15 protein-coding genes are annotated in these 15,468 nt (G+C 46.5%); 8 read left to right on the top strand and 7 right to left on the bottom strand.

Features of this window, described 5'->3' with window-relative positions; translation table 11 throughout:
- Positions 1–11: 11 nt before the first annotated feature.
- On the top strand, positions 12–1,034 hold the full coding sequence (epmB, locus tag A9237_RS09435; RefSeq protein WP_045417455.1) for an EF-P beta-lysylation protein EpmB: 1,023 nt from the start codon (positions 12–14) through the stop codon (positions 1,032–1,034).
- Between the two features lie 94 nt (positions 1,035–1,128).
- Positions 1,129–1,626: an MgtC/SapB family protein gene (locus tag A9237_RS09430; protein ID WP_005440468.1), complete on the top strand. Its 498-nt coding sequence runs from the start codon at positions 1,129–1,131 to the stop codon at positions 1,624–1,626.
- 97 nt (positions 1,627–1,723) lie between these two features.
- Here A9237_RS09430 and A9237_RS09425 read toward each other — a convergent pair whose 3' ends face one another.
- The 3 genes from A9237_RS09425 to A9237_RS09415 form a co-directional block, all read right to left on the bottom strand.
- The gene (locus tag A9237_RS09425) at positions 1,724–2,287 is read right to left on the bottom strand and encodes a VC2662 family protein (RefSeq protein ID WP_078608075.1); all 564 of its coding nucleotides are present in this window, start codon (positions 2,285–2,287) and stop codon (positions 1,724–1,726) included.
- Between the two features lie 476 nt (positions 2,288–2,763).
- Positions 2,764–4,410 carry a chaperonin GroEL gene (gene groL / locus A9237_RS09420; RefSeq protein ID WP_005440463.1) on the bottom strand — a complete coding sequence of 549 codons (1,647 nt, stop codon included), beginning with the start codon at positions 4,408–4,410 and terminating at the stop codon, positions 2,764–2,766.
- 73 nt (positions 4,411–4,483) lie between these two features.
- Positions 4,484–4,774 carry a co-chaperone GroES gene (locus tag A9237_RS09415; RefSeq protein ID WP_005440461.1) on the bottom strand — a complete coding sequence of 97 codons (291 nt, stop codon included), beginning with the start codon at positions 4,772–4,774 and terminating at the stop codon, positions 4,484–4,486.
- A 228-nt stretch (positions 4,775–5,002) separates the two neighbouring features.
- Here A9237_RS09415 and A9237_RS09410 point away from each other — a divergent pair, with 228 nt between their 5' ends.
- Complete coding sequence (locus A9237_RS09410; RefSeq protein ID WP_078608074.1) at positions 5,003–6,382, top strand: MATE family efflux transporter; 1,380 nt, start codon at positions 5,003–5,005, stop codon at positions 6,380–6,382.
- Between the two features lie 106 nt (positions 6,383–6,488).
- On the opposite strand, the gene pfkA is transcribed toward A9237_RS09410, so the two are convergent.
- From pfkA to A9237_RS09395, 3 genes are all read right to left on the bottom strand, one after another.
- Positions 6,489–7,451, bottom strand: coding sequence for a 6-phosphofructokinase (gene pfkA / locus A9237_RS09405; protein ID WP_005440457.1), 963 nt, complete (start codon positions 7,449–7,451; stop codon positions 6,489–6,491).
- 285 nt (positions 7,452–7,736) lie between these two features.
- On the bottom strand, positions 7,737–8,645 hold the full coding sequence (fieF, locus tag A9237_RS09400; RefSeq protein ID WP_041060881.1) for a CDF family cation-efflux transporter FieF: 909 nt from the start codon (positions 8,643–8,645) through the stop codon (positions 7,737–7,739).
- Positions 8,646–8,768: 123 nt separating this feature from the next.
- Complete coding sequence (locus A9237_RS09395) at positions 8,769–9,278, bottom strand: CpxP family protein (protein WP_005440450.1); 510 nt, start codon at positions 9,276–9,278, stop codon at positions 8,769–8,771.
- 190 nt (positions 9,279–9,468) lie between these two features.
- Here A9237_RS09395 and A9237_RS09390 point away from each other — a divergent pair, with 190 nt between their 5' ends.
- From A9237_RS09390 to trmL, 4 genes are all read left to right on the top strand, one after another.
- On the top strand, positions 9,469–10,158 hold the full coding sequence (locus A9237_RS09390; RefSeq protein ID WP_078608073.1) for a response regulator: 690 nt from the start codon (positions 9,469–9,471) through the stop codon (positions 10,156–10,158).
- A complete protein-coding gene (gene cpxA / locus A9237_RS09385) occupies positions 10,158–11,561 on the top strand; it encodes an envelope stress sensor histidine kinase CpxA (RefSeq protein ID WP_078608072.1) in 1,404 nt (467 codons plus the stop codon). Before A9237_RS09390 ends, cpxA begins: the two co-directional genes overlap by 1 nt.
- A 72-nt stretch (positions 11,562–11,633) precedes the next feature.
- A complete protein-coding gene (locus A9237_RS09380) occupies positions 11,634–12,242 on the top strand; it encodes a superoxide dismutase (protein ID WP_078608071.1) in 609 nt (202 codons plus the stop codon).
- 130 nt (positions 12,243–12,372) lie between these two features.
- Positions 12,373–12,852, top strand: coding sequence for a tRNA (uridine(34)/cytosine(34)/5-carboxymethylaminomethyluridine(34)-2'-O)-methyltransferase TrmL (trmL, locus tag A9237_RS09375; RefSeq protein ID WP_005440442.1), 480 nt, complete (start codon positions 12,373–12,375; stop codon positions 12,850–12,852).
- A 70-nt stretch (positions 12,853–12,922) separates the two neighbouring features.
- Here trmL and A9237_RS09370 read toward each other — a convergent pair whose 3' ends face one another.
- Positions 12,923–13,441 (bottom strand): FxsA family protein, encoded by a 519-nt coding sequence (locus A9237_RS09370; protein ID WP_005448278.1) that lies wholly within the window; start codon positions 13,439–13,441, stop codon positions 12,923–12,925.
- A gap of 424 nt (positions 13,442–13,865) precedes the next feature.
- Between A9237_RS09370 and aspA the strand changes: the two genes are divergently transcribed.
- Positions 13,866–15,317 carry an aspartate ammonia-lyase gene (gene aspA / locus A9237_RS09365; RefSeq protein WP_009707864.1) on the top strand — a complete coding sequence of 484 codons (1,452 nt, stop codon included), beginning with the start codon at positions 13,866–13,868 and terminating at the stop codon, positions 15,315–15,317.
- Positions 15,318–15,468 lie beyond the last annotated feature (151 nt).

Here is a 15,468-nt window from a genome sequence, read left to right as displayed (position 1 = left end):
AGCTAAATTCAATGCCGCACATAATAACCCGAAAAGTCGAATCTGTTGAGCAAAACTGGCTCAAACAGTTAGCGAATGGGATCTCCGATCCTGCAAAATTGCTGGAAATGTTGGAAATCGATCCTTCACCGTGGCAGGACGGGTTCGCTGCGCGTAAGCTGTTTGCACAGCGTGTACCGCAAAGTTTTGTCGATAGGATGGAAAAAGGCAATCCTTACGATCCACTTTTGCGCCAAGTATTACCTTTGAGCGAAGAGTTTGAGGTACATGAAGGCTATTCGAATGATCCTTTGGAAGAGCAAGACAACGAGCTGCCTGGATTACTGCACAAATACCGCAATCGCGCATTGATGATCGTGAAAGGTGGTTGTGCGGTGAATTGCCGTTACTGCTTCCGCCGCCACTTCCCATATCAAGAGAATAAGAGTGGCAAACAGGCGTGGACGAAGTGCTTGGAGTATATGGCGCAACAACCAGAGCTCAATGAAGTGATCTTCTCTGGTGGCGATCCTCTGATGGCGAAAGACGATGAGATTCACTGGCTACTTGAACACATCGCAAAAATCCCACACATCAAACGCCTGCGTATTCACAGCCGCTTGCCTGTGGTGATCCCTGCACGTATTACCGATGAGCTATGCCACCTACTTCGCGCTTCTCGTCTACAGATCGTATTGGTGACGCACATTAACCACGCCAACGAAATCAACGCTGAGTTTGCTGCTCAAATGGCGAAGCTAAAGCAAGCTGGTGTCACTCTGCTTAACCAAGGTGTACTGCTAAAAGACGTTAACAATAGCGTTGAAGCACAGGTTGCGTTAAACGAAGCATTATTCGATGCTGGTATTTTGCCGTACTACTTGCACGTTTTAGATAAAGTCCAAGGTGCAGCGCACTACTTTGTTTCCGATGAAGAAGCCAAAGAAATCATGCGCGGTGTGATCACGCGAGTTTCTGGCTACCTAGTACCTAAGCTCACCCGTGAAATTGGCGGTCGCCCAAGTAAAACACCGCTGGATCTGCATCTAGAATAAGTTGCTTACCGTATAAAGATTGTCGTTACGAGCAAAAGCTTTTGTTCGATCAGGCGGTCTTATCTATGCATACTCCGCAAATTTGGAGGTTAAGATGCAAGCAACTTTTGAACACCTTTTCGATCTTGGCCCTTTTAGTTGGGCTGCGCTGCTTTGTTGTGCCATCAATGGTTTGATGATTGGCATTGAGCGTCAAACTCGCGGTAAACCCGTTGGTATTCGTACCGCAATTTTAGTTATCTCAGGTACTTACCTATTTATGTCGATGGCGGTCTCTTTGTCGCCAAATACATTAGACCAAGCCCGTGTACTTGGTCAGATCATTACTGGTGTCGGCTTTTTAGGTGCCGGTGTGATGATGACTCAAGACGGAAAAATTCACGGCGTGACTTCGGCGGCCGTCATTTGGGTGTTGGCGGGGTTAGGCTTGATGATTGGCTTAGGTTACTTATCACAGTCGATCATCATTACCGTATTGGCACTGACCGTTTTACTCGGTGTGGACAAAGCGGAAAACCGCGTCAAAGCATTGCGCCGTGGTGTGCACCAGAAAATGCAGCAACGAAAAACATCAACGCGTTTAGTTAAGTAATCAAGCACAATAAAAAAGACCCCGACATCAAGCCGGGGTCTTTTTGTATCTGGCGTTAAGTTAGGAAGGTGACTTAACTTTTGGCGAAGCTCGCTGATTATTTAGCGAAGTTCACGATTGGGAAACACTTGAAGAAGCCGTTGTCCGCACAGTTTAGAAGACCAATTTGAACACCGTCGATTTGGTCAGTCATGTTGAAGAAACCTAGCTGGAAGTTAGATTTTTTAGAGATACTTGCCAGACCGATGTCTGCCATTGTGTAACCTTCAGAGTAGTTCACAGCACTCCAGTTTAGACCTTCAACGTTGTTAGTCACGTTTACCGCACCTAGGTTAAGACCCGTTGTTTGGCCTTGGTTCCAGTTGAATAGACCTAGAGAAACACCCTTCATTTCATGGTTTACTTTAGACGCACCAAAGAAAAGACCGAAGTTCACACCAGTAGTACGGTCTGTTTCAGACATACCTAGTAGAGAGAAATCGACACCTTTTACTTCGTTCACTTGACCGTGAAGAACCGCAAGACGAACACCGCCAACAGAAGAGTTAGAAGGTGCGTTAGTGTTGTCGATAGTAGAGAACATAACTGGTGAGCTATCAGCAAGAGCAACAGGTGAAGCGATAACGGCTGCAACAGCCAGTGACGTCATTAGCTTTTTCATTTTTATCTCCATGGGGGAATTTAGTGTTTACAACACACTGTAATGTTCAAAGTTTGCGTCATTTTAACCAAATAAATGTTAGCGGGAAGTCATATTTAACCGCTTGAATAAATAAGCAATTGATTCATCAAACTTATTTTTCTGCATTTTCCCTGACCGTTTGCGCACAATAGCCACACAATTGCGTATTTTTAAACCAATTAACCTGATAAAAATTAAGCGTAATAATTACTCGCTAACTATCAGATTAAAAAGAAAAAGTAAGAGTAAACCTACAAACTTACACGCAGAAGGCTCAGCCCCAAAGTAACAGACACAAAAAAGCCGAGGCATTCGCCTCGGCTTCCTAGTTTGGTTTGGTCGGTTGTCTTTAAGCTGTAACGTCTTAGAGCAAAGAGAAAGCGCGGAGTTTACACACGTAAATGAGCACTTTCGATGCAGCTATAAGGCATTAGAGCGACAAGACAAGCAGCAAATTACATCATGCCGCCCATACCACCCATACCGCCCATACCACCCATGTCAGGCATACCTGCGCCGTCTTTTTGTGGTAGGTCAGTAACCATCGCTTCAGTTGTGATCATTAGACCTGCTACTGATGCTGCGAATTGTAGTGCGCTACGAGTTACTTTAGTTGGGTCTAGGATACCCATCTCTAGCATGTCGCCGTATTCGCCTGTCGCTGCGTTGTAGCCGTAAGAACCTTCACCCGCTTTCACGTTGTTCGCTACTACTGACTCTTCGTCACCTGCGTTCTTCGTGATTTGACGGATTGGCGCTTCCATTGCACGTAGTGCAACGCGGATACCAACGTTTTGCTCTTCGTTGTCGCCTTCTAGGTCAACAATCTTAGATGCAGCGCGGATTAGTGCAACACCACCACCAGCAACTACGCCTTCTTCAACCGCTGCGCGAGTCGCGTGTAGTGCGTCTTCTACGCGGTCTTTCTTCTCTTTCATTTCAACTTCAGTTGCTGCACCAACTTTGATTACTGCAACACCGCCTGCTAGCTTAGCAACGCGCTCTTGTAGTTTCTCTTTGTCGTAGTCTGAAGTTGCATCTTCGATTTGCTGACGGATTTGAGCAACACGACCTTGGATCATTGCTTCTTCACCCACGCCATCGATGATGGTTGTGTTTTCTTTTGTGATTGCAACGCGCTTCGCTTGACCTAGGTCTTCTAGTGCTACTTTTTCTAGCTCTAGACCTACTTCTTCAGAAATCACGATACCGCCAGTTAGGATAGCGATGTCTTGTAGCATTGCTTTACGACGGTCACCGAAACCAGGCGCTTTCACTGCAGCTACTTTAACGATGCCACGCATGTTGTTCACAACTAGTGTTGCTAGTGCTTCACCTTCTACGTCTTCAGCGATGATCAGTAGTGGGCGAGATGCTTTTGCTACTGCTTCTAGTGCTGGAAGAAGTTCACGGATGTTCGATACTTTCTTATCGATCAGAAGGATGAATGGGTTTTCTAGATCAACGCTGCCTGCTTCTTGGTTGTTGATGAAGTAAGGAGATAGGTAACCACGGTCGAACTGCATACCTTCTACTACGTCTAGCTCATCTTGTAGTGCTTGACCTTCTTCAACTGTGATAACACCGTCGCGGCCAACTTTTTCCATTGCTTCAGCAATGATGTTACCTACGCTTGAGTCAGAGTTCGCAGAGATAGTACCAACCTGTGCGATTGCTTTAGTGTCGTTACACTCAACAGATAGCTCTTTTAGTTGCTCAACCGCTGCGATAACTGCTTTGTCGATACCGCGCTTAAGATCCATTGGGTTCATACCCGCTGCTACTGCTTTTAGACCTTCGTTTACGATTGCTTGCGCTAGTACGGTTGCTGTTGTTGTACCGTCACCCGCTGCGTCGTTTGCTTTAGACGCAACTTCTTTAACCATTTGTGCGCCCATGTTCTGGAATTTGTCTTCCAGCTCAATTTCACGCGCTACTGATACACCATCTTTAGTGATTGTTGGTGCACCAAAAGATTTGTCTAGAACTACGTTACGACCTTTAGGACCCAGTGTTACTTTCACTGCGTCCGCTAGAACGTTTACGCCTTCTAGCATTTTAACTCGTGCGTCATTACCAAATTTAACGTCTTTAGCAGCCATCTTTGATTTCCTTTCTAAATTCTGTTTTTGATTGCGTTTTGAATCAGAGCAAAAAATTACTCAACGATTGCTATTAGTCGACAATAGCCATGATGTCGTTTTCAGACATGATAAGAACTTCTTTGCCGTCGATCTTCTCAGTCTTAGTGCCGTAACCTTCAGCGAAGATAACGGTATCACCAACTTTAACGTCCAGCGGTAGCACTGTGCCGTTCTCTAGGATGCGGCCTTTACCCACAGCTAGAACAACACCGCGAGTCGATTTTTCCGCAGCAGAACCAGTTAAAACGATGCCACCAGCTGACTTAGATTCAACTTCTTTACGTTCAACGATAACTCGGTCATGTAATGGACGAATGTTCATCGGTCGTCTCTCCTGAAAATTTCCATGATTATTTGATAATTGCCCGCTCAGGGGCACGTGATCTGTATATAAGGGCAAAGCTAAGGATCCCAAGGGGTAGACGTGAAATTTTTGTGACTTAGTTAAAATAACCAGCAGCTAAGCAACGGTTTGCGTGCGAAATGCTCGCTCGCCGAGGCAATGGCTTTCTTGTATCCTTGCCCTTCCCTCACCAGATAGACGTCAAAAATGTTGGAAAAGAATAAGCCGGGCAACCAGGCCGAAGACAAACATGGTTTGTTGACCGCCCCCATTCCCGACACCTTACGCAAAATGACCGTACCCATGACCATGGGCATGATCGCGATTTTGATGTTTAACTTGGTCGATACCTTCTTCATCTCGTTATTGGGTACCGAAGCGCTCGCGGCGATCAGTTATACCTTCCCAGTAACCTTTGCGGTGAACTGCATCACCATGGGCATTGGTATGGGATTGTCGACCAATATCGGCCGCCTGCTTGGTCAAGGACATGCTTCTCAAGCAGCTCGCTTTACCAGCCATGGTTTACTGCTCGCTGTTGTTTTAGTCACCATCGCCTCGACACTGGGTTTCTTTACTATTGAGCCGCTGTTCAGCTTACTCGGGGCAAAAGAAGACTCGATTCCACTGATTGAGCAGTACATGCAGGTCTGGTATCTGACCATTCCTCTATTGGTGATCCCAATGGCAGGCAATAGCGCTATTAGGGCGACAGGTGACACCAAAACCCCAGCCAAGATCATGATGCTGGCCGGGCTTATCAACGGCATTCTCGATCCTCTGCTGATCTTTGGTTACGGCCCTTTCCCTGAGCTCGGTATTCAGGGCGCAGCTATCGCCAGTGCATTCAGTTGGTTTGGCGCGCTCTGCGGGTCTTTCTATGTATTGGTGAAACGCGAAAAGCTACTTGCCGCACCGCACTGGTCGCTCATCAAACAAGACTGGCAACAAACCTTAAAAATAGGTACACCGGCAGCACTATCGAACGCCATGAACCCATTATCGGGCGCGATTCTGATGATGATTTTGTCTAGCCACGGCACCGCAGCGGTCGCGGCTTATGGCGCTGCGCAACGTATTGAATCAATCTTGATTTTAGTGCTGATGTCGCTGACCTCTGCACTCACCCCGTTTATGGCGCAAAACTTTGGAGCTAATAACCCTGCTCGTGCATTCTCTGGCTGGTTCCTGAGCATGCGCTTTGCGGTGGTCTTCCAAGGCTTTATCTTTTTGATGATGGTGCCTCTCAGCATTCCTCTTGCTGCGCTTTTCTCTCAAGAAGCAGCGGTAAAAGATCTGTTGTGGCATTACCTCTTAGTCGTGCCATTTAGCTACGGCTTCCAAGGGATTGTGATGATGTTGGTGAGTGGCTATAACGCGATGCACAAACCGCTGCGCGCCTTCCAGTGGAGCTTTATGCGCTTGTTCGTCTTTACGTTGCCAGCGGCATGGATTGGCAGTCAGCTTTATAGCATCGAAGGTTTATTTATTGGTATTGCTCTGGGTAACACATTGGGCGGCTTGTTAGGCTATCTGTTTGCCTTGCGCGAGCGTCGCCTGACGTTAGCAGAGCACGCAAGTTCTTAACTCGGCACAAAGCCTGTCTCAAGCAAACTTCAGCTCGGACAAATTTCAGATAATAAAAAACCGCGGATAACCGCGGTTTTTTTGATTTTGACTTTATCAAGCTGGCTTAGAATAGCTCTTCAGCAACTTGGTATAGGTCGTTGCGTACTGGACGCTTCATGTTCTCAATCGCATCGATGATGTCGTGGTGAACCAGTTGCTCTTTCACGATACCAACACAACGGCCGCCGTGGCCTTCCATTAGTAGGTGAACAGCGTAGTTACCCATGCGAGATGCTAGAACACGGTCGAATGCTGTTGGACGACCACCACGTTGGATGTGACCAAGAACCGTTGCGCGAGTTTCACGACCAGTTGCCGCTTCGATCTCTTTCGCTAGTTCGTTTGCATCCATCATCAGCTCAGTTAGCGCGATGATTGCGTGTTTTTTACCTTTAGAGATGCCATCTTGGATGTTGCTGATTAGCTTCTCTTTATCTAGACCAGTTTCTGGAGTGATGATGTACTCACAGCCACCTGCGATTGCAGACATCAGAGTTAGGTCACCACAGTGACGACCCATGATTTCTACGATAGAAATACGCTGGTGAGAAGAAGACGTGTCACGTAGACGGTCGATTGCATCGATAACTGTGTTTAGTGCAGTTAGGTAACCGATTGTGTAATCAGTACCCGCGATGTCGTTATCGATTGTGCCTGGTAGACCGATACATGGGTAACCCATTTCAGTCAGTTTCTTAGCACCCATGTAAGAACCGTCACCACCGATAACAACTAGTGCATCGATACCGTGCTTTTTAAGGTTCTCAATCGCTTGTTCGCGTACTGCCACTTCCTTGAATTCAGGGAAACGTGCAGAGCCTAGGAATGTACCACCCTTGTTGATCACATCAGAAACGCTAGAACGATCTAGCTTTGCGATGCGGTCTTCGTAAAGACCTAGGTAGCCATCGTAAACACCGTAAACTTCCAATCCCTCAGATAGTGCTGTACGAACTACGCCGCGTACTGCAGCGTTCATACCAGGTGCGTCACCGCCACTTGTTAAAACACCGATCTTCTTAATCATGCTCACCCTCGATCTTTGGCAATCAATTTATTTAATTTTCTTTTAGGCCCCTTGTTACCAAGCAACCTGCATAATCCAGAACTGTGCGTTATGTTACATTTCCTCTACAGGAATACCAATGAAAACACACTTTTTTATGTAACTTTTCTACTTATGTAAGAGTATTACAGTTTCTCTTTGCAACTTCGTTGATTCACATCAGGATCACGATTCTTAGCAAGTAGTGATGGAAAGATAGTCAATAAGCGTCTATTTGTCGTCACGCTTGGTCTGATTTTTCGACCGCTACCAATCTTGTGCTTTTTGCTCTTTCTCTGGTCCAAATATCACCGATAACGGATCTTGGTGGATCAGCACATCCGCTTCTGGGAACAAGGCTAACAAATTCGCTTCCACTTCATCTGCAATATGATGGGCTTCTATTAAAGGTAGATGATCATTCAACTCTAAATGCAATTGAATAAAACGCGTTGGTCCAGACATGCGAGTGCGAAGTTGATGTACACCCAACACACCTTCGACCTTCAAACACTCTTGGCGAATTTGCTCCAGCTCTTCATCAGGCAGCTTTCTATCAAGTAATGTTTGAATCGCTTCGCTGACCATCTTGAACGCGCTGTACAAAATAAAGATACCGATACCGACCGCAAACACCGCATCGGCTTGCGTTACCCCAAAATAGCTCAAACCTAGCGCCACCATAATGGCACCGTTCATATATAGGTCTGTTTGGTAATGCAGAGAATCAGCAGCAATAGCTTGGCTGCCCGTCATGCGCACTACACGCTTTTGGAACATCACAAGTCCAAATGTCATCACCATAGCAAACAGTGAAACGTAAACGCCTAGCTCTGGCGATTGCAGATCTTGTGGACGGAAGAAACGCTCGATACCGTTTAGGATCAAAAACACCGCGGAGCCCGAGATAAACATCGCTTGTGCCAACGCAGCTAAAGACTCGGCTTTGCCATGCCCGAAGGTGTGTTCTTTATCTGCCGGCTGGAGGGAATAGCGCACCACAATAAGGTTCACTACCGATGCGGCAATATCCAACATGGAGTCAATTAAAGAGGCAAGTAAGCTGACAGAGCCCGTCACCCACCACGTGATGACTTTGACAATCAAAAGAAGCGTCGCCACGATGGTTGCCGTCCAAGCTGCCATCGTCACTAAACGTGCGTATTGCTGTTTCATAATCAAATAGTTAACTCAAACCGTGCTTTGAGTATACCTTGAGAATGATTTAATGAGTATGAAATCGCCAAGATCAAAAAGAGGCAGCACTCTGGCTACCTCTCTTACTTTATCTTTCAGCGATTAGCTATTGTGGTGCTTTTCCATGCGTTTTTGCATTTTTTCGCCACACTTCTGTTGACGCTCTTTTTGTAGCTCAACAAATTTTGTTTTTTGCTCAGGAGTCAGAACACTCAACATTTGGTGCTTTTTCTCCATCATCTTAACGCGACGCTCAGTTTGCTTCTCAACCATTTCTTTCGCTAGGTCGTTTGCCGCTGCTTCGTCGAAGTTATCCGCCAATAGTAGTGCTTGTACTTTGTCGTGGTGTGCTTGACGCTCAGCCATGCGAGCTTCGTGACCGTCGGCGAATTTCGCTTTCATTTCTGCTTTGTTCGCTTCACGCATTTCTTTTAGCTGGTCTTTTTGAGCATCAGTTAGGTCTAGTTGACGCATGATGCCGCGGTCCATACCCATACCACACTCACCGCGATGACCTTTGTGGTCTTTACCGCCGAATGCGAATGCACTCGCTGTACCTAGAGTTAGAGGTAGAACAACAGCCGCTAGTACTAATTTCTTTGCAGTTTTCATAATGAGATTCCTTACACAGGTTAGTGATTCTTCTGAGCTGTTCTCACAGCGCTTGAGTGTAGAATACGACCTACTAGGTAAAGCGACGTATAGAGACCGTAAAGAATCGTAAAGAGTGATTTTTACACTCATTCCTCCTCGTCATTACCATGTAATATTAAAGCAACCACGATGATAAATAGGTATTCAAATGGCGAACATTCTTTTGATTGATGACGACACAGAGCTAACCAGCCTACTGAAAGAAGTGCTGAGCTTTGAAGGGTACGAAGTCAGTGAAGCCAATGATGGTGAAGCAGGCTTATTGGCTATTAACAGTGAGATCGATCTTGTATTGCTTGACGTCATGATGCCAAAACTCAATGGAATGGAGACCCTAAAACGCCTGCGCGAAAACTGGGAGACACCAGTATTGATGCTCACCGCTAAAGGTGAAGAGATCGATCGCGTGATTGGCCTAGAGCTTGGCGCGGATGATTACCTACCAAAGCCTTTTAGCGACCGTGAACTGTTAGCGCGTATTCGAGCTATCTTACGCCGCACCATTAGTACCCAAAAGAATACTAAGAACAGCGATTGCATTGAGTATCGAGAAATCAAACTCTACCCAGGCAAACAAGAAGCGTACTGTGAAGAAGCTCTATTGGATTTAACCACGACTGAATTTGCACTGTTAACGCACTTTGTGCAGAACCCAGGCCAAGTGCTGACGAAAGAAACCCTCAGCCTTGATGTGCTTGGTAAACGCCTTGCTGCCTTTGACCGTGCGATCGATATGCACGTCTCCAACCTACGTAAAAAATTGCCAGACCAAAGCAACGGTAAGCCACGCATTAAAACCCTACGAGGGCGCGGCTACATGTTGATTGAGGAGGATTAATGCGAGCACCACGCTTCAAACTGCCGAAGATAAACAGCTTGTATGGACGCATCTTTGCCATCTTTTGGTTCACCATGTTCTTGGTTCTGATGGCAGTGCTGTCATTGCCACACCTTGACCCACGGAAAGCACGCGACATCCCACAAGACCACTATCAGCGTATGATTGACATACGTGACGGCATTGAGAAGAAGTATCGCAAGCAAGATAACCTCGGCAAGATTTTGTTCAGCATCGAAGGTCAGCGACGCAGCAAGCATGATCCGCGTCCACGTATCTTCTTTTCTGATCACGAAGGCAATGTCTTAACCACATCGAGCCACAAAGACTTCAAACTACGTGCGCTGCAAAACTTTGTCACCAGCATTGAAGATCAGTCGCAGCCTAAACAAAAACTCTACGGCCGCTACATGATCGCAGGCCCGGTCCCGATCAAAATCGCTAACTCTGACTTACTGATGTACGTCGGTTTCAAATGGAACGAGCCGCCTCCGATCATGTTGCGCCTGTTCGATCACCCATTGCAATTGCTGCTCGCCGTCATGTTGGTGAGCACACCGCTACTGCTGTGGCTTGCATGGGCATTGAGCCAACCAGCTCGACGACTAGAAACCGCGGCACAGCGCGTTGCCAAAGGTGAGTTTGTCATCGACCCTAATCTGGAAAAAGGCACTACGGAGTTTCGCCAAGCAGGTACCAGCTTTAACCAAATGGTTGAGGCAGTGAATCAAATGATTTCTGGCCAGCAGCGCTTGCTCTCAGATATCTCACACGAACTGCGCTCCCCACTCACTCGCCTGCGTATGGCAAGTGCGTTGGCGACGCGTAAACAAGGTGAAAGCCCAGAGCTGACTCGTATTGATACCGAAGCCCAGCGCTTAGAACAGATGATTGCCGAACTGCTTGAGTTGTCACGCATGCAAGTGAACAGTCACATGACGCGTGAAACCCAGCCGATTGCTAGCTTATGGGAAGAGATCATTAAAGACGCACAGTTCGAAGCCGAACAAATGGGGAAAACGCTTAGCTACTCTGCTGTGCCAGAACGCAGTATCTCAGGTAACCCAAAACTGTTGATGAGTGCGGTTGAGAACATCATCCGCAACGCGATTTACTACGGCAAAGACGAAGTGAAAATCAACATTCAGGATTCATTCGATACGCTACGCATTGTGGTGGATGACAACGGTGAAGGCGTACCAGAAGAAGAATTGGAAGCGATTTTCCGTCCGTTCTATCGTGTATCGACCGCGCGCGACCGCCATTCTGGTGGCACAGGGTTGGGCTTAACCATCACCGACAGTGCGATTCGTCAGCACAGTGGGTCGATTATCGCAAGTCGCAGCCCATTGGGTGGTTTACGCGTCACCATTACCCTGCCGTTGATCAGTGAAACGAAATAACCCCACAAAGATCAAAGTTGATAATGATTTTCATTAACATTAAAGTAAATCCTCCATAAAGGAGGATTTACAATGTCGCACATTTTCCCAGAGCTTCCGTACAGCTACGATGCGTTAGAGCCTTACATCGATGCGAAAACCATGGAAGTTCACTACAGCAAACACCACAAAACCTATTACGATAAATTCATGGCTGCCGCCAAAGGCAGCGCTCTCGAGACCCAAAGCCTCGATGACATCTTCGCTAGCATTTCTCAACACAGCCCAGCTATCCGTAACAATGGCGGCGGTTACTACAATCACATCATTTACTGGAACTGCATGTCACCAGATGGTGGCGGTGAGCCTCAAGGTGCTCTTGCAGAGGCCATCAACGATAAGTTTGGCAGCTTCGAAAAATTCAAAGACGAGTTCGCACAAGCGGCTATAAATACCTTCGGCTCAGGCTTTGCTTGGCTAGTCGTAAAAGATGGTGAGATTCACATTACCTCCACCAGCAACCAAGACAACCCTCTGATGGACGTTGCCGCAGTACAAGGTGAACCCGTTCTGGCATTGGATGTGTGGGAGCACGCTTACTACATCAGCTACCAAAACCGTCGTCCTGAATACATCGACGCATGGTGGAATGTGGTCAACTGGCGCGCAGTGGAAGAGAACTACGCTCGCGCTCTGAGTTAATCTATCTCAATTAGGGCAACACGCTGAAGTGGTTGCCCTCTTCTATTACCCGTCATTGTGTTGAATCTCGCTTCTCATGGTGACTTGGGTATATACTGCTCGCCTGTTTTGACCAATCTAATTCAATACCATGTTTGATATCGCTCTATACGAACCAGAAATCGCGCCGAACACCGGCAACATCATTCGCCTATGTGCTAACTGTGGTGCGAATCTCCACCTGATTGAGCCACTGGGTTTCGATCTAGAAGAGAAGAAAGTCCGCCGTGCAGGTTTGGATTACCACGATTTGGCTCGCGTGACGCGTCATAAAGATTATCAAGCATTCTTGGAATACTTAGAGAAAGAGAAACAAGGCAACTACCGCCTATTTGCATGCACGACAAAAACCACAGGTCATCATGTGGATGCGAAGTACCAAGAAGGTGACGTGCTAATGTTTGGTCCAGAAACACGCGGTCTGCCTGCGGACGTGATTGATAGCCTGCCAATGGAACAACGTATTCGCATTCCGATGATGCCGGATGCGCGCAGCCTAAACCTTTCTAACGCCGTTGCGATTATTGCGTTTGAAGCATGGCGTCAAATGGGCTTTGAGGGCGCGTTGTAAGCACAGCAAATCACAGATACTAAAAAGGGCGCTGAATGCGCCCTTTTGCTTTTCTTACTTACCAATTGAATCAGTTGAGCTTGTTACGATCATTGTCGTCTTTACGCTCGTACTCACCTTCGAAGGTGTTGCCGTTATCCGATTGAGAATCAAATGGGTCACGACGGAATGGGTCTTGCTCAAATGGACCTTGATTTGAGAAGCCACCTTGGAAGCCGCCACCATTCATGGTCTTCACCACCATCTTGCTCATTAGGTATTTGGCAATTGCCGCTCGTGGTGCTGGCAACAACACCAACATACCCAATGCGTCGGTCATGAAACCTGGTGTTAACAGCAATACGCCTGCAACTGCCAGCATCACACCTTCAAAAATCTGTTGAGCCGGAAGCTCACCTTGCTCTAAGCGACCTTGCACTGACATCAATGTCTGGATGCCTTGGCTACGTACCAAAGACGCACCAACAAATGCAGTAATCAATACTAAAGCAATCGTAGGCCAGAGACCTAAGAAGCCTCCCACCTGAATAAATAGGCCGATTTCGATGATCGGGACGAAAATAAACGCCAATAATAAGATAGGAAACACATGCCCTCCTTTGTTGATTTCAGTGTAATGGCAAAAGCCTACTAAGCTCAAACGAATCGTTGTAAAAAAGCGTGTTCATACTAGGGAGAATGCGTTGTGCAAAAAACGCCCTTTGAATAAAGGTGCATATACAAAAATTGGTCGTTGAAAAGTGCTATTTTCGGACTCTTAATATCCATGTTTGTCGAGGAAAATCGCCTACCCATAAAGGGTTATTAATATCCCGTTCATACTTTGCAAAATATTGACGCATCAAAAGCGAAAAAGGTGATCCACTTACTATTTTTATGCGCTAGGTGCAGTATGATGTGCCACATAAGTCAGGACGGTTTTTCCAGCCAAAAACTCTGATGAATGGATTCTAGATTGCAGAAATGGCTAATAAATAACTTAAATATCAGAATTATTATCTAAGGATCCTGTTATGGCTACACTATCTGATGCTCCAAAGACAGCAAACCAAGCCACTCGTATTGAAGAAGATCTATTAGGCCAACGTCATGTCCCTGCCGATGCTTACTACGGCATCCACACACTTCGCGCTATCGAAAACTTCAACATTTCAAGCACTACCATCTCTGACGTACCTGAATTTGTACGTGGCATGGTAATGACTAAGAAAGCCGCTGCACTAGCAAACAAAGAGCTAGGCGCAATTCCAAAAGACGTTGCTAACTACATCCTAGAAGCGTGTGATTTGATCCTTGAAACAGGTAAGTGCATGGATCAGTTCCCTTCAGACGTATTCCAAGGCGGTGCAGGCACGTCAGTGAACATGAACACTAACGAAGTTATCGCGAACGTTGCACTTGAACTGATGGGCAAGGAAAAAGGCCAATATGAGTTCATCAACCCGAACGATCACGTAAACAAGAGCCAATCAACAAACTGTGCGTACCCTACGGGTTTCCGTATCGCGGTTTACAACAGTGTTCATCAGTTGATGGAAGCGATCGAATACCTTAAAGGCGCATTCGAGCTTAAAGCACAAGAATTCAAAGACATCTTGAAGATGGGTCGTACTCAGCTGCAAGATGCAGTTCCTATGACTGTGGGCCAAGAGTTCCACGCATGGGCAGTAACACTAAACGAAGAAATTCGTGCTCTAGATTACACGTCTAAGCTACTACTAGAAATCAACCTAGGTGCAACAGCAATCGGTACTGGTCTAAACGCACCAACAGGTTACCAAGCGCTAGCAGTAAAACATCTAGCAGAAGTAACGGGTCTAGAAGTGGTACCAGCAGAAGACCTGATCGAAGCGACTTCTGACTGTGGTGCTTACGTAATGACGCACGGTGCGCTGAAACGTCTAGCAGTGAAACTATCGAAGATCTGTAACGACCTTCGTCTACTTTCTTCTGGTCCACGCGCAGGTCTTAACGAACTGAACCTACCAGAAATGCAAGCAGGCTCTTCAATCATGCCAGCTAAAGTAAACCCAGTTATCCCAGAAGTAGTAAACCAAGTTTGCTTCAAAGTTCTAGGTAACGACAACACGGTTTCTTTCGCAGCAGAAGGCGGTCAGCTACAGCTAAACGTAATGGAACCAGTTATCGCACAAAGCGTGTTTGAGTCTATCTCTCTACTACACAACGCATGTGTGAACCTACGCGATAAATGTATCGATGGCATCACTGTGAACAAAGAAGTTTGCGAAAACTACGTTTACAACTCTATCGGTATCGTAACTTACCTAAACCCATACATCGGCCACCACGAAGGCGATATCGTTGGTAAGATCTGTGCAGAAACAGGTAAGAGTGTACGTGATGTAGTTCTAGAACGCGGTTTATTAACTGAAGAAGAGCTAGATGACATCTTATCAGTTGAAAACTTCATGCATCCGACTTATAAAGCGAAACGCTACGAGTAATCGCATGTGAAAGGGGTCCCTAACGGGGCCCTTTTTTAGGCTCGAATACGGTTAACCACAATTTTTATGCGCTTTTTATTGCCGTAAGCCGCTCGGGTTCTGATTTTCTGAACACTTACTCCTGTTCCTGAGTGCTCAAAAAATCAGAATC

It is taken from the genome of Vibrio owensii (assembly GCF_002021755.1).
In the GTDB taxonomy this organism is placed as follows: domain Bacteria; phylum Pseudomonadota; class Gammaproteobacteria; order Enterobacterales; family Vibrionaceae; genus Vibrio; species Vibrio owensii.
The sequence above is the reverse complement of the archived record's forward strand: the minus strand, read 5'-3'. Positions and strand labels throughout refer to the sequence as shown.

Excerpts from the sequence above, each read along its gene's own strand:
- A9237_RS09410 (WP_078608074.1), top strand. The coding sequence starts at position 5,003 with ATGTTGGAAAAGAATAAGCCGGGCAACCAGGCCGAAGACAAACATGGT.
- A9237_RS09430 (WP_005440468.1), top strand. The coding sequence starts at position 1,129 with ATGCAAGCAACTTTTGAACACCTTTTCGATCTTGGCCCTTTTAGTTGG.
- cpxA (WP_078608072.1), top strand. The coding sequence starts at position 10,158 with ATGCGAGCACCACGCTTCAAACTGCCGAAGATAAACAGCTTGTATGGA.
- groL (WP_005440463.1), bottom strand. The coding sequence starts at position 4,410 with ATGGCTGCTAAAGACGTTAAATTTGGTAATGACGCACGAGTTAAAATG.
- A9237_RS09380 (WP_078608071.1), top strand. The coding sequence starts at position 11,634 with ATGTCGCACATTTTCCCAGAGCTTCCGTACAGCTACGATGCGTTAGAG.
- epmB (WP_045417455.1), top strand. The coding sequence starts at position 12 with ATGCCGCACATAATAACCCGAAAAGTCGAATCTGTTGAGCAAAACTGG.
- pfkA (WP_005440457.1), bottom strand. The coding sequence starts at position 7,451 with ATGATTAAGAAGATCGGTGTTTTAACAAGTGGCGGTGACGCACCTGGT.
- trmL (WP_005440442.1), top strand. The coding sequence starts at position 12,373 with ATGTTTGATATCGCTCTATACGAACCAGAAATCGCGCCGAACACCGGC.
- aspA (WP_009707864.1), top strand. The coding sequence starts at position 13,866 with ATGGCTACACTATCTGATGCTCCAAAGACAGCAAACCAAGCCACTCGT.
- A9237_RS09390 (WP_078608073.1), top strand. The coding sequence starts at position 9,469 with ATGGCGAACATTCTTTTGATTGATGACGACACAGAGCTAACCAGCCTA.
- A9237_RS09395 (WP_005440450.1), bottom strand. The coding sequence starts at position 9,278 with ATGAAAACTGCAAAGAAATTAGTACTAGCGGCTGTTGTTCTACCTCTA.
- fieF (WP_041060881.1), bottom strand. The coding sequence starts at position 8,645 with ATGAAACAGCAATACGCACGTTTAGTGACGATGGCAGCTTGGACGGCA.
- A9237_RS09425 (WP_078608075.1), bottom strand. The coding sequence starts at position 2,287 with ATGAAAAAGCTAATGACGTCACTGGCTGTTGCAGCCGTTATCGCTTCA.
- A9237_RS09415 (WP_005440461.1), bottom strand. The coding sequence starts at position 4,774 with ATGAACATTCGTCCATTACATGACCGAGTTATCGTTGAACGTAAAGAA.